Here is a 15906-nt window from a genome sequence, read left to right as displayed (position 1 = left end):
CCAGCTTGGGCATGGCTGGTTTTGCGAGTGCCGATGAAGGCACAGACAAACTGGACAACCCCAAGCCGTTAGCCGATGACGTCAGCCTGCCGCTGCCGTGCGAAGGGCAGATGGTGTTTCGTTACGTCTACATCCTGGCCCAGGGCACTCTGGACGACCGCGAGATCAGCCTCGGCTATCCATTCAGTGAGGACGAGGCCGGTTATCAACAGTCGTTCATCTCCGGTTACCGCCGGGACTTTATCAATGGCCAGTTCACCCTCAAGGATCTGCCCAAGGATTGGGGCAAGACCATCACGCCGTTGATGCCCAAGACCGACAGCAAGACCCCGCTCAAGCCGATGCTCTATTTCATCGGCAAATACGAGGTCACCGCCCGCCAATACGCCGAAGTCATGGCCCAGGCGCAATCGTTGGCCAGCGGCGAGCCGGCACCGGCCTGCGAGGCCTTGCAAGCCGAGGTCCCGCAAGGCATGGCCGGGCGTTTGCCCAAGGTGAAATTGTCGCGATTCGAGGCCGAACGCTTCTCTGCGGTGTACAGCGCCTGGCTGACGAAATACCACAAGGACCTGCTACCGGTGAGTGGTCGCGGCACCTCGGCTGAAGAGGGCGGGCTGGGTTTTGTGCGCTTGCCGACCGAGGTCGAATGGGAATTTGCTGCCCGTGGCGGGCAGGCCGTTAGCCGCCAGGAACTGGAAGGGCGCCTGTTTCCCCGTCGTCTGGAAGGCAGCGAAGGCGACGGGCCACTGGCGGACTGGGCGGTCTTCAACCAGGTGGCCGGTGGCACTGGCCAGGCAGCGCGGCTGATGCCGATCGGTACCAAACTGCCTAACCCTATCGGCCTGTTCGACGTGATCGGCAACGCCGCCGAGATGGTCCAGGAGTCCTTCCAGCTCGTGCACGCCGGACGTCGCCAAGGCGCCTACGGCGGCTTCGTGGTCAAGGGCGGTAACTACCTGGAAGGCGAGGGCACCTTGTTCACCGGGATGCGTCGTGAGTACCCGCTGTTCGCCGCCGACGGCACCGAGCAAAGCAACGAAACCACCGGGTTCCGGGTTGCGATTGGCGCGTTGTCGGCGCCACGTTCGCGCTACAAGGAACTGTTTGCCCAATGGCAGAAAGAAGGTCGGCTGGCTTCGCTGACCGATGCCATCGACGACGCCCAGGATCCGACCAAGCGCCTGGACAGCATCATCTCTGCCAGTATCGACCCGCGCCTGCAAGCGGAGTTGGGGCTGGTCAACGAAGAGCTCAAGCGCAACGTCTCGCTGATCGCCCAGCAGCGCGAGGAAGCGGCCGGCAATCTGATCCAGTCGGCGGCCCTGGTGGCCGAGACCGTCAACAACTACAACATTCGCCTGACCAATTTGCAGAAGAGTCGCCAGCAGGCCGTGGACGCCAAGGACGAGGCCAGCGCCAAGCTGTTCGCCACGGCCATCGACAACGGCCGCAGCGCGCTGGACGGCGCGGTGGCGATCTACATCGACAACCTGGCAACCGGCACGCGCTACACCGATGCCGTGATCCAGGCGCAGCTTCAACGTATCAAGGAAGAGTTGGATCGCAAGCCAGTACTGGGTAAGAGCCTGGTCACGCGCGCGACGTTATTCGTGCGCCATGTCGGTGATTATCGTCAGCAACGACGAGCCGACCCGGCGACGATATTAAAGGAATTGCTCGCATCGAACGCTCAGCGGTCTTGATCGTTCGTTGTACAGCAAGCTTGGAAGGGACTCAGGCGGCGATGGGCCGTGCTGAGCTGGTCAAACTTAAAAGAGAACACAACTATGCTTTCCTCCCGTAAACCTTTTGCTTCGCTTTCCAAGCGTCATTTGGTGCTGATTGCCGTCGGCTTCAGCACCGTACTGACCGGTTGCGCCACGTCGCCGACCGCCAAGGTCGCCTCGAGCACCAAGGTCGAGTACTACCCCAACTGCTACGAGCCGGTGCAGCACCTGCGTGCCACCGATTCGAACATGACCAAGTCGGTCGTCACCGGCGCGGCCGTCGGCGCTGTCGGCGGTGCACTGCTGGGCGCCCTGACCGATTCCGAGAACCGTGGCCGCAACGCCGCCATCGGTGCAGCGGGCGGTGCCTTGGCGGGCGGCGCGGCCGGTTACTATACCGAGCGTCAAAAGCAGATCGCCGATGACAACCAGCGCATCGCCTCCTATGCCACCGACGTCAACAAAAGCGCCGCCGACATCGACCGCAGCACCGCTTACGCCAAGGCTTCGCAGCAGTGCTACCAGAGCGCGTTCACCAAACTGGTCGCCGACCGCAAGGCCAAGACCGTCAGCGACACCGAAGGCCACAAGCGCCTGGCAGAAATCGTCGCGGGCCTCAAAGAGTCCAACGACCTGATCGTTGCGGTTAACGGCAAAGCCAGCGAAGACCTGAACAACTACACCCAGGCTTACGAAAAAGACCTGCAACAAGTCGGCGTGAAGCGCACCGACGTGGTCACCGTGGCGACCGCCGACACCACACCGGTCGTGACTCCGACCAAGAGCAAAAAAGTAGTGAAAGTGGCGAAAAAACCAGTGCTGCCAACCGTGCCGAAAGAAGCGGTCAGCACCGAGAAAACCCTGCAGACCGCCCAAGCCAAACAGGCTGAAAGCAAGCAGGTCGCCAGTGCCGGCACCACTCAGGTCAACAGCATGTGCAAAAGCCCGGACCTGGGCGACTGGGCACCAGTGCCTTGCCCGAATGTTTGATTGAGTTGTTGTAGGTCTTTGATCGTTCCTGCGCTTTGCGTGGGAACGATCTGTACGGGCTACGCCTTGGCGCTATGCGCCGCCATCGTATTTGCTCTCCTTACCAACTTCCATAGGAGATACCGAATTTGTCGATGTGGGCTTTTTTCAGAGTGGGCGCATTGCAGTCGTTGCGTTGACCATTGGCAAACATCCAACGTGGACGCCATGATTTTAAGAGTTACTTTAGGTTTGATTATTTATCTGTTGGTGATTGCTCTGTATTTCGTTGTTCATGATTATGGGGTTATTTTTTATAAGACTCATATGGGCGGATTTACAGCGAGAGGGGTCGCAATAGGTGGTACTGCGGAACTGACATTTTATTTTTTTATTTTCGTAAACATTGTTGTATTTGTTATGCCAACGCTGGTGGCGAAAATTGTGCCGATAGTGCTGATGGTCGCTATCGTGCTTTTCTATTTTCTTCCTGAAAATCCGGTTCGTGCAATGGCCTATAGCGGGCTTACGTTCAGTATGAGTATTTTGGCGCTGGTCACTCGTTTAATCGTGGATCGACAAATGCCCCAGCGGAAAATTTACTCTAATTCATGATCAGGCAGCCAACCCATGTCCTTTAATCACTACGACCAGAGCGAACTTACCTCACTTCGCCAGTTGGGCCGCTGTTTCGCTGAGCATAGTCCGGCGTTGGCGCTGTTTCCGAAAGTTGCGGCTGTCCCGAGTGCTCTTGAGATACCTGGAAAATGAACAGTGCCAGCAAATGTTTGGTGTATGCCGCTGCGCTAATGATCAGTTTGGTTATTGCAATTGCCATTATCGTGAATGGGATTTTGACTCGCGTCCCCGACGTTTCGAAGCTGAGTCCATCTGGCCGTTATCTTATTGCGTCGGTTCCTGCCAGCTCCCTTCTGACTCCTCGGGATGCCGTGTACTTGCGCTTTACCGATCGTGACCATCCCGATCAGGTGTACCGCACTCCCTTGTTCTCTGACGTGTCTTTGGACATGGGTGCATTTGAGGACCCGCAAACAGTGGGTGTTGTATTCATTGATTTTGATAAGCAGGGCAAGAAGTTCACGCTCGGGTTGTCCAACCCGAGAGAGCATTGGCTGGACTTTTTTATCAGCAACACGCCTTACGAAATTGAGGCCAACTGATGTCGAACCGAAGTCTGTCTCTGCCAGTGTTTATTTCATCGCTGGTTGTAGTTTTACTGCTGCTGGCTTTGCTTGGACTGAAGGTGCAGAGCTCTTGGGTTGCGCAGCCATTAAAAAAATACTGGAATGATTCAGGCACGTGCTACATCGCCAGATATGCAGCTGATTACAGAGTGTTAGGTGGGGTGGGGAGTATTATCGAAATATTCAGCAGCCCGTATTTTTACCGTGTCTATTCAACGGATGGTGAGCTATTGAAAACGTCAGAGTGGTATCTGTGGATGCGAGAAGGTAATTCCGGAGTTGCTCCAGAATTTCAAGGCGAAATGATCCTGTACCCAGGTACTGAAGACTGGGAAAGTTGGACGGTTACGGAATGTCGTTGATGATGACCAGTTCAGTAAAAAGGAAGCAGCCCCGAACCTTGATCGCAGGGTTGATGGTGTTGGTGGCGTGTTTTGTTTTACTTTTTTATGTTGTCAAGGCAATGCTTGGTTACCCTGCGAGTTCGATGATTGTGAGTCCTTCAGGGCGCTACATTTTTGAAAATGTTCACGTAGGTCGAGTCTTGACTTTGGGCGGGATGGCGTATTTGAGAGTGACTGATAGAGAGAGTCCCGAAAAGGTCTATCGCACGCCATTATATTCGACCCAATTGCTGGATATGCGCTCGGTTGAAGATGACAAAACGGTCGGCATTGCTTGGATGTATTTCAATAAGAAAGAAAGAACATTTGATATAGCCATGCCTAAGTGGGAGTGGCACTGGTTAAATATTTTTATCAGTAACACGCCCTATGTCCACATGGAAGACTGACGAACATGTTTGTGAGCGGTGAAATAGAAGGCTACTTGGCCGTTGTCTCCGACAGCGACTTGTTCGGGAGCTTCGCATGCATGGCGCTGATTTTGGCCCTGACGGGCCTGCGCGCTGCGAGCCGGAACTCGAAGCTTCACTGCACGCTGACATTCGTCACCTTGATGGGCTTTGCGGTGATGTACGGCATTGGCACTTACTTCCTGAATCAACCGCTCGCATGAATATGAAAGACCGCGTCGAAGCACGTACCGAGTTCACCAGAATTCAATACCAGGCAGCTCACTCATGTCCGGTAACCACTACTATCAACGCGATGATTAAGTTCGCTGGCATCCTCCCGCTCTTCATCTCCCTGGCTAGCTGCGCGGCACAACAGGTTTACAACAACCATGTTTATGTCGAAAACCGCTGCGACCAACCGTTGGAAATGAAGATTTCCAACAGCTCCAATCTGCATTCACTGGAGCGCAACGTGAAGGCCGAAGCAGGATCGCGCGCCTTGGTGGCGAGCTTTGCCTCTTATGGCGAAGATGTGATCGAACAAATTCCGGGCAACTATTCGCTGACCATCACCGATGCCGTCGGCACCAAGGTGGTTGACGGCGCTCAGCTGCGACAGCGCTTGAGCGGTGTAAAAAAGATTAATGACGGCACTCAGCGTGAGTGGACGATCAACGATGCGTCTTTTTGCCCATGACATTCACTATTTCAATGCCGCCGTGGGAAAAAGTTGGCTGAACGTATTCATCAGTAATACACCTTATACACACATGGAAAACTGACAGACATGCTTATACCAAGTGAAATAGAAGGTTACCTGGCCGTTGTGGCCGACAATGATTTGTTTGGCAGCCTGGCCATGTTCTGTCTGGTACTGCTCTTGACGGCACTGCATCGGGGCATCCGAGAGTCGCGCCTGCACCGAGCACTGACGTTCATTGCATTAGCGATTGTTGTCGCCATGCAAGTCGCGGGTTCCTACTACGGGACTATTAATCCGGCATGAATAAATATGTCCGCCTGTCCCTGTGCCTGTTTTTCCACGCCCTGGGCTGTGTTGCCTACGCGTTTCTGAATAAAGCGGTGGTGATTGGCTACACAGCTTTGAACCAAGGTTTCACCTCGCATGGTGTTGGTATCGGAATGGCGAGCTACGTGCTCTTTTATATATTTCTGTTCGTCAATCTGGTGATTGCACTGGTACCGAATCTCGTGGCCAAGCTCCTGCTGCTGAGCGTGATGGTCGGCTTCATCCTGCTCTGGATGCTGCCTGAAAATCCGCTAAGGGCGCTGTTTTATGGTGTGGCTCAGGGATGTGTCACGTTGTTGGCGATTTTGGCGACGCAAGTCATTGAGTTGCGCTGGGAAAGGCGCACCTTCATGCGACGGGCAACACCTGCAGACCCTGTTAAAGGGGCAAACGCGTGATCAATGCAGGTCGCCGCCGACTGCTTGTCACCGCCCTGTGGATTCCGCTGGTCGTACTCCTGCTGATGGTGCTGGAAGATCGGCTGAGCAATTTTCCTACAACCGTCGAGTTGTTCGAGACCTTCGGATTGGCTTTTGGCATTCCCGCCTATATCGCTTTTGCCCTGGTGGAAATGCGCCTTCTGCGTGGCAAGAGCGAGCAGCGGATACTCAACCGAATCTGGCTCGGACCGTTGGTATTCATCCCGTTTTACGCGGCACCGTGGATGATCTTCGGGTTGGCAAAAATGCTCTGTGGTTCCTCCAGTAACATTGCATTGATGTTCGGTTGGGTGGTTTTCATTCCGTATGTACTCATCGTCGGCTATGTGGTGGCGGGGCTGACGATAGCGGTCTACAGGACGTTTTATTCATGAGATTCAATACCAGGCAGGTACTCCATTTTCTTTAAGGTCACGCTCAGTGTGGTGCCGTCCTCGCAACGGAACTCAAAGCTGTCCGAGCACCACAGCTGGGCAGTTCGCTGACCAGTTTCACTGGTCGTCCCCCGGTTCAAGGCTCTCGCGAACCATGGCCAGTTTTTGCTCTGGCTCCAGCGTCGCCGCCGCTCCTGGCCCAAAAGCTCCCCACTCTTATCGTTGCGGTTAGTCATCAACATAACCGTTTGCCTATCCCCCATCGTAAGGGGGAAATGGTGTCCTGTTTTTCATGGGGCTCGCTCAGTAGGAAGAGTCCAGAAGCCATATCTGAAATGTCCGGTTTCAGTTTAAGAATGTTCCTACATTCATAACTTTTTGTTTTTGGCATGCTTCACGCCCCATCAGGAAGGGGTCAGTTGCGATGCGGCCGCTTTTAAAAAAGCATGGCTTCAATTAGAGAAGGCTTTCGCCGTTTTTTTAATGCAATCCCGCGCCATTGGAATCCCAACGGGCGATGACAGTCGTTCTAACTAAAGGCCACGGATGTCCTACTCAAACAAACTTTCTGCCCATTACCTTGAACTCGCCAAAGCCTCTGTTTCCAAAGAGAATTTCGCGGGCGAGGATGTTCGTTTTTCGAGCGAATACGAGGCACTGGAAAGCGAGCTGAGCAAAGCCCAATCCATGCACGAAATCGGTCAGATCGACTGGCTGAAAATCCGCGAAAACAGCGAAAGCCTGCTGCGCGCCCAGTCCAAGGATTTACGAGTCGGTGCCTGGCTGACCTGGGCCCTGTACCAACGCGAGTCCTTTCAGGGACTGCTGGCCGGCCTCGGATTTCTGCACCACCTGTGCGAGAACCACTGGACCGAGGTTCATCCCAACAAAGCCCGCACCCGCTCCGCTGCCATCAGTTGGCTGGTGCCGCGTCTCGAGCAGGTGCTGAACGAAAACGTCGCGATCAAAGAGCAATTGCCGCTGTTCCGCCGATTGGTCGAGCACCTGGAAGGTCTCGATGCTGCCTGCACCGAGCACATGGGCGACGACGCACCGCTGCTGCTGCCGATCTCCCGCCGTCTGAAAAACATGGTTCAGCGTGCCGCCGACAACCAGCCGGAGCCCGGTGCTGTCGGTGCGGTGGTGGCTCAGGTCAAGCAGGTCGCGACGCAACTGTTCACCCCCGGCGCGCCGATCGACAACGAAAAAGAAGCCCACAAGGCCCTGCGCGCGCAGCAGGAAAATGCGCGCCCACTGTGCGCCTGGTGGTTGAAACAGAAAGCCACCGACCTGCGCGCCCTGCGCCTGAACCGCACGTTGCTGTGGCTGCCGATCGACGCCGTGCCCGAGCGCAACGCCGAGCAAATCACTGCTTTGCGCGGGTTGCCGGCCGACAAGCTGAAAATCTACCAGGACCGTTTCGACCAGGGGCAATTCGCCGACCTGTTGGTGGAGCTGGAGGCGAGCCTGGCCAAGGCGCCGTTCTGGTTCGATGGCCAGCGGCTGGTCTGGGAATGTTTGCAAGGGCTGAACGCCGAGCTGGCCATGCGCGAAGTGGAAATCTACTTCGCGTTGTTGATTCAGCGCCTGCCGGGCATCGTCGAATTGCGTTACCACGATGGCGCGCCGTTCGCTGATCCGGCCACTCGCGCCTGGATCAGCGCCCACGTGATGCCCCATCTGCAAACCGCCAGCGCGCCGCGCAAAGTCGAAGTCAGCGCCAGCCAACCGGCCTGGGAACTGGCGCTCGAAGACGTCTTGCCGGTGCTGCGCAAGGACGGCCTCAAGGCCGCGGTGCAGATTCTCAAGCAAGGCCTGCAAGCTGCCCACGGCGGACGCGTGCGGTTCTTCTGGCAGTTCAGCCTGGCGCGGCTGTGCTTCCTGGCCAAGAAATACGAACTGGCCAAGACCCAGCTCGAAACCCTCGATTCAGAATTAGAGAACTCAGGCTTGCACGCCTGGGAGCCTGATCTTGCGCTGGAAGTGCTGCACCTCCTGCATAGCTGCTGTGAGTTGTTGCCGCAGAACCACGCAGTGCGAGAACGCAAGGAAGAGATTTATCGCAGGCTGTGCCACCTCGATCTCGAAGTGGTACTCGAATAGGCCCCAGGGCCACAACCGCAAGGAGAAAAGCCATGGCCAAAGAAGGCTCGGTAGCCCCCAAGGAACGCATCAACGTCACCTTCAAACCTGCCACCGGCGGTGCTCAGGAAGAGATTGAACTGCCGCTGAAACTACTGGCAATCGGTGACTACACCCACCGCGCGGACGAGCGCAAAGTTGAAGATCGCAAGCCGATCAGCATCGACAAGATGACCTTCGACGAAGTACTCGCCAAGCAAGAACTGCAGCTGACGCTGAGCGTGCCGAACCGTCTTCAGGAAGAGGGCGAGACCGAAGAGCTGGCCGTGAAACTGCGCGTCAATTCGATGAAGGACTTCAACCCGGCCAGCCTGGTCGAGCAAGTGCCTGAGCTGAAAAAACTGATGGAACTGCGTGACGCACTGGTGGCCCTCAAAGGCCCACTGGGTAACACACCTGCCTTCCGCAAAGCCATCGAAGGCGTTCTCGCCGACGACGAATCGCGCGGTCGCGTACTGGGTGAGCTGGGCCTGAACGCCGCAGCCCAGGACGCCTGAGTCCCCATCAGCCAAGGAAGCCAGCACTATGAGCACCAGCGCAGCGCAGCAAAAGAGTAACGAGAACGGCGAATACAGCATTCTCGACAGCATCATCGCCGAAACGCGTCTGACCCCGGACGACGAAGCCTACGACATCGCCAAGCGCGGCGTGTCGGCGTTCATCGAAGAACTGCTCAAGCCGCAGAACAACGGTGAGCCGGTCAAGAAAGCCATGGTTGACCGCATGATCGCCGAGATCGATGCCAAGCTCAGCCGTCAGATGGACGAAATCCTCCACCACCCGGACTTCCAGTCGCTGGAATCGGCGTGGCGTGGCCTGCAGTTGCTGGTCGACCGCACCAACTTCCGCGAAAACATCAAGATCGAAATCCTCAATGTCTCCAAGCAAGACCTGCTGGACGACTTCGAAGATTCGCCGGAAGTGATGCAGGCTGGCCTGTACAAGCACATCTACACCGCTGAATACGGCCAGTTCGGTGGCCAGCCAGTGGGCGCGATCATCGCCAACTACTTCATGTCGCCAAGCTCGCCAGACGTGAAACTGATGCAGTACGTGTCGAGCGTTGCGTGCATGTCTCACGCGCCGTTCATCGCCGCTGCCGGCCCGAAATTCTTCGGCCTGGAAAGTTTCACCGGCCTGCCGGACCTGAAGGATCTGAAAGATCACTTCGAAGGCCCGCAATTCGCCAAATGGCAGAGCTTCCGTCAGTCCGAAGACTCGCGTTATATCGGCCTGACCGTCCCGCGTTTCCTACTGCGCAACCCGTACGATCCGGAAGAAAACCCGGTGAAATCGTTTGTGTACAAAGAAACCGTCGCCAACAGCCACGAGCACTACCTGTGGGGCAACACCGCCTACGCGTTCGGCACCAAGCTGACCGACAGCTTCGCCAAATTCCGCTGGTGTCCGAACATCATCGGCCCGCAAAGCGGTGGCGCGGTTGAAGACCTGCCGTTGCACCACTTCGAAAGCATGGGCGAAATCGAAACCAAGATTCCGACCGAAGTGCTGGTGTCCGACCGTCGTGAATACGAGTTGGCCGAGGAAGGCTTCATCTCCTTGACCATGCGCAAAGGCAGCGACAACGCCGCGTTCTTCTCCGCAAGCTCGGTGCAAAAACCGAAGTTCTTCGGCATCAGTGCTGAAGGCAAGGCCGCAGAGCTGAACTACAAGCTCGGCACCCAACTGCCGTACATGATGATCGTCAACCGCCTGGCTCACTACTTGAAAGTGCTGCAGCGCGAGCAACTCGGTTCGTGGAAAGAACGCACCGACCTCGAGCTGGAACTCAACAAGTGGATCCGCCAGTACGTTGCCGACCAGGAAAACCCGAGCGCCGAAGTGCGTGGCCGTCGTCCGCTGCGTGCTGCCCAGATCGTCGTCAGCGATGTTGAAGGCGAGCCAGGCTGGTACCGCGTCAGCCTGAACGTGCGTCCGCACTTCAAGTACATGGGTGCCGATTTCACCCTGTCGCTGGTTGGCAAGCTGGACAAAGAGTAAGCGGAGCTGACTCATGACTGGATACGGCAGCCTTTTCGAACGCCTGGGTGGCGACGCGGACAAACGCGTCGGCTGGAGCCGCGAGGTCTCCGCCATGGCGTCGGTGGCTGCCCATCTGGCCAAGATGCTCAGCACCCGTGCGGGCAGCGTGCAAACGCTGTCCGACTACGGGCTACCCGATCTCAACGACATGCGCCTGAGCCTGCATGACTCCCTGAGTCAGGCCCGCCTGGCCATCGAACGCTTCATCGAAGCCTACGAGCCACGCCTCACCAACGTGCGTGTCGTTTCCCTGCCGCGAGACAACGATCAACTCAGGCTGACCTTCAGCATCGAAGGCCTGCTGGAAGTTGAAGGTTTCAAGCGTCAGGTCAGTTTTGCCGCGCGCCTGGATGGCAGCGGTCAAGTCAAGGTCAATTAAGGAGACGACGATGTCCGGCAAACCCGCAGCACGAGTCGGTGACCCAACCGCTTGCCCGCTCCCCGGCCACAGCACCAACCCGATCGCCGCCGGTTCCGGCGACGTATTCTTCGACGGCCTCGCGGCCGCCCGCGAAGGCGATGCCTGCGCGTGTGGTGGTGCGATGTCGGGCGGGTTGGCGACGACGGTTTTTATAAACGGTAAAGCGGCGGCGACGGTGGATTCCGTTGGGACTCATGGCAACAAAGTTACGGCGGGGTCCGGGACGGTGATTATTGGGAATTCGCATTCGCCGGCTCCATTTGTGCCGCCTTTGCCGGTGGAGATTCAGTGGCCCTTCACTCAGCACTATGTTGTCGAAGACTCCAAGACAGGCGCTCCGGTTGTAGGGCGGGCTTATACCCTCAGGACTCAATCGGGAAAAGAAATAACTGGCGTCACAGATGCATCGGGGAAGACCGCTGTTATCGGCTCGGCAATTGCCGAAAGTGTCGAACTGGTGTTTGACAATCAAATTTCCGTGTCTATTTCCTGAGGTTTTTATGGCAATTCCTCCATCAGTACTAATGACAATGGCCAAATACAGGGAAGGCCAAAAACATCAGGCGAAAACGTTTCCTCTCACATCTATTCCTGATGTCATGGATCGGATGGGGTGGAAAGTTGGCGCGCGAGTCATGCGTAAATGGTTTGATGGGGAGGTCTTTGAGTTATCTCAGAAACACAAGCAGGGGAAATTGCCTGCAAGCACGCTAGATAAAAATAATCTTATTACAGATATCCCGTTTGATTGGTTGCTTACTGCCGCAGATCGTGTAAAGCCAAAGGTCGATCAGTTTCTTAATGAGCTGGCTACATCGAATGAGTTCAACAGCAGTGTCGGAAAGTCCAAGGGTTTTTTCGATGAGCTTTCGAATGGCTTGGTGGTGATGATGACGCGCCTCAAGCGTCTGGGCTTACTGGATGTCAATGCTGGGAAGTTGAAGGATGCGTTTTGTGACTTTAGCAACAAAACAGCGCTGGAGTTGGAGGAACTGTCACAGTTCAATTTGATTCGCATAGGTTCCACCACTCAGGAAAAAGCGCTCGACGCATTAGATGATGTCTATGGTGCCTTCGGAAATTTCCTGGTGAAGGTGGCTGCCACCCGATTTAGGACAATTGCTAACGACAACGGGTTTCAGGCCATTGAAATCATGGAAGTCGGGCTTTATGGAAGAGATACTTACGACTTTCTGAATGACGATGGTGATCAGTTACTGGGGTACTGGGCTGATGAGGGGGTCCTGCGCCCAAATGCCTATGATTATTTTGTGGGTAAACCGGCTGTTATAAAAAGTGAAGGCGTTGAGTATTGCAGGATTACCAATGACCACTTTAATCAGTATCGTAAACTTCATAAAAAAGGTGGCGATATGATCAGTTATACAACGGTAAAATTGTATGAGGTCTCATTTGTTGTGCATTTGGGGTCGATTGACTTTGAAGAGTATAAGTATCGTTCGGAGTCAAAATAGTCGTGAAAAACAAGCATTTTTTTCTATCTGTGTTCTTTGTTTTGCTGGGCGTTATTGTTGCTTGGGTATATCTGAAAATTGAAGCCGCGGCACTGGCCCCTGTTTACTCTACTGAGTGGAATGAATCGAATACTTGCTATATCAATTCATACATTCCGCAGTACTCAAAGTTGGGTGCTCCTGGTGCAATTGTAAAGATATTTACGAGTGAGGCGTTTTTTCGGGTTTATACCAAGGATGGTGAACTTCTGCGGTCGTCAGAGTGGTTGCTTTGGAAAGACGAATTTACGACTGACGAACAATCTCGATGGGCTGGTGGACGCGCAATCTATCCGACAGTAACAGGATATGACGGCTGGGTTATTCCAGAGTGTAGATAATCAGGTGCCAGCTATGTGGGGCTTAAAAGCCGGTCAGGCGAAAAATAAGCAGTACTCAAATCACATTCTTTCAGCCTCAAGACACATGTTGTTCCGCGGACTTTTCGTAAGATTTATTACCAGGCAGGTAACCCGTGTCCTTTAACCACTACTACCAAAGCGAACTCACCGCACTGCGCCAGCTGGGTCGTCGATTCGCCGAGCGTAGCCCGGCGTTGGCACCTTTCCTGGGGCAAGCCGGGCGTGACCCTGACGTGGAGCGGTTGTTGGAGGGTTTTGCGTTCCTGACTGGCCGCCTGCGCCAGAAGCTCGATGACGAGTTGCCGGAGCTCAGCCATTCGCTGATGCACCTGCTGTGGCCGAACTACATGCGGCCGTTGCCGGCGTTCAGCATTTTACAGTTCGACCCGTTGAAGCGTTCCGGGCCGGCGTTGCAGGTGGAGCGTGATACGCCGATCGAGAGTGTGCCGATCGATGATGTGCGTTGCCGGTTTCGCACCTGCTACCCGACTGAAGTCCTGCCGCTGGACCTGACTGCGCTGACGTACTCGGTGAAGGGCGACGGTTCGCTGTTGAGCCTGCGCCTGGAGATGAGTTGCGACGGGCATATCGGTGAGCTGGACCTGAGTCGTCTGCGCCTGCACCTGGCCGGCGAGCGTTACATCAGCCAGATGCTTTACCTGAGCTTGCTGCGCAATCTGGAAGGCATCGAGCTGATTCCGCTGGACGCGGCCGGCAAGCCGCTCAATGGCGCCAACGGCACACCGATGGCGTTCAAGATGCCTGGCGACCGTGTGCAGCCGGTGGGTTTTGCCGAAGAAGAAGCGTTGATCCCGTATCCGCTGAACACCTTCCGTGGCTATCGCTACCTGCAGGAATATTTCGCCTTCCAGGACAAGTTCCTGTTCGTCGATTTGAACGGTCTGGACCTGCTCAAGTCTCTGCCCGAAGACACACTCAAGCAGATGCGCGGCGTCGAACTGCGCTTCGACATTCGCAAGAGCGGCATCCAGCGTCTGCGCCCGACCCTGGACAACGTGAAGCTCTACTGCACGCCCATCGTCAACCTGTTCAAGCATGACGCCTTGCCGATTCGCCTCGACGGTAAACAGGACGAGTACCTGCTGCTGCCGGCCGAATACGACCTGGAAAACTGCGGGGTGTTTTCGGTTGAAGGCGTCACCGGCTGGAAGCCCGGCGGCCTGGGTTATCAGGAATACGTGCCGTTCGAATCGTTCGAGCACGACCCGAGTTTCGACGTGCCGCAAAGCCGCCCGCATTACAGCATTCGCCAGCGCACCTCGCTGCTGCACGATGGCCTCGACACTTACCTGAGCTTTGGCATTCGCCACACCGAAGCCCATGAAACCCTGTCGATCGAGCTGATCTGCACCAACCAGAACCTGCCGCGCCGGCTCAAGCTCGGCGACATCTGCATGGCCTGCGAAGAGACCCCGGAGTTCCTCAGTTTCCGCAACATCACCCCGGCCACGTCGAGCTTCGCGCCACCGCTGAGCCACGACTTTCTGTGGAAGCTGATCAGCAACATGTCGCTCAACTACCTGTCGCTGGCCAACGTCGACGCGCTCAAGGTGATTCTCGAAACCTACGACTTGCCGCGCTACTACGACCAGCACGCGGAGAAGGTCAGCAAACGCCTGCTGGGCGGGCTCAAGTCGATCAAGCATCAGCACGTTGACCGGTTGCACCGAGGGTTGCCGCTGCGCGGATTGCGCACCGAGCTGACCATCGACCCGGAAGGCTATATCGGTGAAGGCGACCTGTTCGTTTTCGCTTCGGTTCTTAACGAGTTTTTCGCGCTTTACGCCAGTCTCAATTCGTACCACGAGCTGCGGGTAAAAAGCACACAGGGAGAGGTGTACCAATGGACGCCACGTATGGGCCTTCAGCCTCTGCTTTAAGCGGGCTGACCCGAGGAATACGCGAGTACTCGCTGTTTCAGGCCGTGCTGCTGGTCGTCGATCGGCTGCGCGAGGCCCACCCGTACCTGAGCGAAGAGGACCTCTACGACCAACTGGAATTCCAGGCCAACCCGAGCCTGGGTTTCCCTGGCAGCGATGTCGATCGCGTGGAGTTTTTCCGTGAGCACGGGCAACTGCGCGCGCGTCTGCGTTTCAACCTGATCGGCCTGGTCGGTTCCGGTTCGCCGCTGCCGGCGTTCTACGGTGAGCAAGCGCTGGGCGACAGCGAAGACGGCAACCCGACACGGCATTTCCTCGACCTGTTCCACCATCGCCTGCAACGGCTGATGCTGCCGATCTGGCGCAAGTACCGCTACCGCGCCAGCTTCCAGAGCGGCGCCCTCGACCCGTTTTCCTCGCAGCTGTTTGCGCTGATCGGCCTGGGTGGCGAAGACATTCGCAAGGCCCAGGAACTGAACTGGAAACGCCTGCTGCCTTACCTCGGCCTGTTGAGTCTGCGGGCGCACTCGGCGGCGTTGATCGAAGCGGTGCTGCGGTACTACTTCAAGCACGCCGAACTGACCATCGAGCAGTGCATCGAGCGTCGCGTGGAAATCCTCGACGAACAGCGTAACTGCCTGGGCCGTGCCAACAGCGCGCTCGGTGAAGACCTGGTGCTGGGCGAGAGCGTGCGTGATCGCAGCGGCAAGTTCCGGATTCACATCCGCGAGCTCGACTGGCAACGCTTTCACGAATTCCTGCCGATCGGTTTCGGCTACCAGCCGCTGTGTGCGCTGGTGCGGTTCACCCTGCGTGACCCACTCGATTACGACATTCGCCTGGTCCTGCGCCAACAAGAAATCCGCGAACTGCGCATCGGTGAGCAGAACGCCTGTCGCCTGGGGTGGACCAGTTGGCTGGGCCGCGAACACGCGGACGGCGTGGTGACCCTGGGTAGCAAAATTCATTAAGGACGAGAGAC

19 protein-coding genes and 1 pseudogene are annotated in these 15906 nt (G+C 56.3%); 19 read left to right on the top strand and 1 reads right to left on the bottom strand.

Annotated features, from left to right (window positions below; genetic code table 11):
- Window positions 1-11: 11 nt before the first annotated feature.
- The 10 genes from AO353_RS09515 to AO353_RS09465 all read left to right on the top strand — a co-directional run bounded on the left by AO353_RS09515 (window position 12) and on the right by AO353_RS09465 (window position 6541).
- Window positions 12-1703 (top strand): formylglycine-generating enzyme family protein, encoded by a 1692-nt coding sequence (locus AO353_RS09515; RefSeq protein WP_371917662.1) that lies wholly within the window; start codon window positions 12-14, stop codon window positions 1701-1703.
- An 84-nt stretch (window positions 1704-1787) separates the two neighbouring features.
- A complete protein-coding gene (gene tagQ, locus AO353_RS09510) occupies window positions 1788-2717 on the top strand; it encodes a type VI secretion system-associated lipoprotein TagQ (RefSeq protein WP_054594694.1) in 930 nt (309 codons plus the stop codon).
- Between the two features lie 207 nt (window positions 2718-2924).
- Window positions 2925-3311, top strand: a complete 387-nt coding sequence (locus AO353_RS09505) for a hypothetical protein (RefSeq protein ID WP_054594693.1) — start codon at window positions 2925-2927, stop codon at window positions 3309-3311.
- 152 nt (window positions 3312-3463) lie between these two features.
- Window positions 3464-3877 (top strand): hypothetical protein, encoded by a 414-nt coding sequence (locus tag AO353_RS09500; protein ID WP_054594692.1) that lies wholly within the window; start codon window positions 3464-3466, stop codon window positions 3875-3877.
- Window positions 3877-4263, top strand: coding sequence for a hypothetical protein (locus AO353_RS09495; protein ID WP_054594691.1), 387 nt, complete (start codon window positions 3877-3879; stop codon window positions 4261-4263). Before AO353_RS09500 ends, AO353_RS09495 begins: the two co-directional genes overlap by 1 nt.
- Window positions 4263-4694: a hypothetical protein gene (locus AO353_RS09490; protein WP_054594690.1), complete on the top strand. Its 432-nt coding sequence runs from the start codon at window positions 4263-4265 to the stop codon at window positions 4692-4694. Before AO353_RS09495 ends, AO353_RS09490 begins: the two co-directional genes overlap by 1 nt.
- A gap of 76 nt (window positions 4695-4770) precedes the next feature.
- Window positions 4771-5394: a hypothetical protein gene (locus AO353_RS31495; protein ID WP_237142969.1), complete on the top strand. Its 624-nt coding sequence runs from the start codon at window positions 4771-4773 to the stop codon at window positions 5392-5394.
- Window positions 5395-5484: 90 nt separating this feature from the next.
- Window positions 5485-5703, top strand: a complete 219-nt coding sequence (locus AO353_RS09475) for a hypothetical protein (RefSeq protein WP_054594688.1) — start codon at window positions 5485-5487, stop codon at window positions 5701-5703.
- Window positions 5700-6125 (top strand): hypothetical protein, encoded by a 426-nt coding sequence (locus AO353_RS09470; RefSeq protein ID WP_054594687.1) that lies wholly within the window; start codon window positions 5700-5702, stop codon window positions 6123-6125. Before AO353_RS09475 ends, AO353_RS09470 begins: the two co-directional genes overlap by 4 nt.
- On the top strand, window positions 6122-6541 hold the full coding sequence (locus AO353_RS09465) for a hypothetical protein (protein WP_102667305.1): 420 nt from the start codon (window positions 6122-6124) through the stop codon (window positions 6539-6541). The genes AO353_RS09470 and AO353_RS09465 overlap by 4 nt, the downstream gene beginning before the upstream one ends.
- 129 nt (window positions 6542-6670) lie before the next feature.
- Here AO353_RS09465 and AO353_RS32060 read toward each other — a convergent pair.
- Window positions 6671-6777, bottom strand: a pseudogene (locus AO353_RS32060) (transposase); the annotation flags it as partial.
- Window positions 6778-7087: 310 nt separating this feature from the next.
- On the opposite strand from AO353_RS32060, the gene tssA reads away from it, so the two are divergent.
- The 9 genes from tssA to tssG all read left to right on the top strand — a co-directional run bounded on the left by tssA (window position 7088) and on the right by tssG (window position 15895).
- Complete coding sequence (tssA, locus tag AO353_RS09455) at window positions 7088-8644, top strand: type VI secretion system protein TssA (RefSeq protein ID WP_054594685.1); 1557 nt, start codon at window positions 7088-7090, stop codon at window positions 8642-8644.
- Between the two features lie 32 nt (window positions 8645-8676).
- Window positions 8677-9180: a type VI secretion system contractile sheath small subunit gene (gene tssB / locus AO353_RS09450; RefSeq protein WP_054594684.1), complete on the top strand. Its 504-nt coding sequence runs from the start codon at window positions 8677-8679 to the stop codon at window positions 9178-9180.
- 28 nt (window positions 9181-9208) lie between these two features.
- Complete coding sequence (gene tssC, locus AO353_RS09445) at window positions 9209-10684, top strand: type VI secretion system contractile sheath large subunit (protein WP_054594683.1); 1476 nt, start codon at window positions 9209-9211, stop codon at window positions 10682-10684.
- 13 nt (window positions 10685-10697) lie between these two features.
- Entirely contained in the window at window positions 10698-11105 is a 408-nt protein-coding gene (gene tssE, locus AO353_RS09440; protein WP_054594682.1) for a type VI secretion system baseplate subunit TssE, read from the top strand.
- Window positions 11106-11115: 10 nt separating this feature from the next.
- Window positions 11116-11640 carry a PAAR domain-containing protein gene (locus AO353_RS09435; RefSeq protein ID WP_054594681.1) on the top strand — a complete coding sequence of 175 codons (525 nt, stop codon included), beginning with the start codon at window positions 11116-11118 and terminating at the stop codon, window positions 11638-11640.
- Window positions 11641-11647: 7 nt separating this feature from the next.
- Window positions 11648-12622 (top strand): DUF6402 family protein, encoded by a 975-nt coding sequence (locus AO353_RS09430; protein ID WP_102667449.1) that lies wholly within the window; start codon window positions 11648-11650, stop codon window positions 12620-12622.
- 2 nt (window positions 12623-12624) lie between these two features.
- Window positions 12625-13002 carry a hypothetical protein gene (locus tag AO353_RS29630; RefSeq protein ID WP_237142968.1) on the top strand — a complete coding sequence of 126 codons (378 nt, stop codon included), beginning with the start codon at window positions 12625-12627 and terminating at the stop codon, window positions 13000-13002.
- A 134-nt stretch (window positions 13003-13136) separates the two neighbouring features.
- Window positions 13137-14924, top strand: coding sequence for a type VI secretion system baseplate subunit TssF (gene tssF, locus AO353_RS09425; protein ID WP_054594679.1), 1788 nt, complete (start codon window positions 13137-13139; stop codon window positions 14922-14924).
- Entirely contained in the window at window positions 14888-15895 is a 1008-nt protein-coding gene (tssG, locus tag AO353_RS09420; RefSeq protein ID WP_054594678.1) for a type VI secretion system baseplate subunit TssG, read from the top strand. The genes tssF and tssG overlap by 37 nt, the downstream gene beginning before the upstream one ends.
- Window positions 15896-15906: the final 11 nt, after the last annotated feature.

This window comes from Pseudomonas fluorescens (assembly GCF_001307155.1).
Lineage (GTDB): Bacteria > Pseudomonadota > Gammaproteobacteria > Pseudomonadales > Pseudomonadaceae > Aquipseudomonas > Aquipseudomonas helvetica.
The sequence above is the reverse complement of the archived record's forward strand: the minus strand, read 5'-3'. Positions and strand labels throughout refer to the sequence as shown.

Coding starts and splice junctions, on each gene's coding strand:
- AO353_RS31495 (WP_237142969.1), top strand. CDS start 4,771: ATGCATGGCGCTGATTTTGGCCCTGACGGGCCTGCGCGCTGCGAGCCG.
- AO353_RS09490 (WP_054594690.1), top strand. CDS start 4,263: ATGATGACCAGTTCAGTAAAAAGGAAGCAGCCCCGAACCTTGATCGCA.
- tssE (WP_054594682.1), top strand. CDS start 10,698: ATGACTGGATACGGCAGCCTTTTCGAACGCCTGGGTGGCGACGCGGAC.
- tssG (WP_054594678.1), top strand. CDS start 14,888: ATGGACGCCACGTATGGGCCTTCAGCCTCTGCTTTAAGCGGGCTGACC.
- AO353_RS09495 (WP_054594691.1), top strand. CDS start 3,877: ATGTCGAACCGAAGTCTGTCTCTGCCAGTGTTTATTTCATCGCTGGTT.
- AO353_RS09515 (WP_371917662.1), top strand. CDS start 12: ATGGCTGGTTTTGCGAGTGCCGATGAAGGCACAGACAAACTGGACAAC.
- tssB (WP_054594684.1), top strand. CDS start 8,677: ATGGCCAAAGAAGGCTCGGTAGCCCCCAAGGAACGCATCAACGTCACC.
- AO353_RS09470 (WP_054594687.1), top strand. CDS start 5,700: ATGAATAAATATGTCCGCCTGTCCCTGTGCCTGTTTTTCCACGCCCTG.
- AO353_RS09430 (WP_102667449.1), top strand. CDS start 11,648: ATGGCAATTCCTCCATCAGTACTAATGACAATGGCCAAATACAGGGAA.
- tssC (WP_054594683.1), top strand. CDS start 9,209: ATGAGCACCAGCGCAGCGCAGCAAAAGAGTAACGAGAACGGCGAATAC.
- AO353_RS09475 (WP_054594688.1), top strand. CDS start 5,485: ATGCTTATACCAAGTGAAATAGAAGGTTACCTGGCCGTTGTGGCCGAC.
- AO353_RS09435 (WP_054594681.1), top strand. CDS start 11,116: ATGTCCGGCAAACCCGCAGCACGAGTCGGTGACCCAACCGCTTGCCCG.
- tssA (WP_054594685.1), top strand. CDS start 7,088: ATGTCCTACTCAAACAAACTTTCTGCCCATTACCTTGAACTCGCCAAA.
- tagQ (WP_054594694.1), top strand. CDS start 1,788: ATGCTTTCCTCCCGTAAACCTTTTGCTTCGCTTTCCAAGCGTCATTTG.
- AO353_RS09500 (WP_054594692.1), top strand. CDS start 3,464: ATGAACAGTGCCAGCAAATGTTTGGTGTATGCCGCTGCGCTAATGATC.
- AO353_RS09505 (WP_054594693.1), top strand. CDS start 2,925: ATGATTTTAAGAGTTACTTTAGGTTTGATTATTTATCTGTTGGTGATT.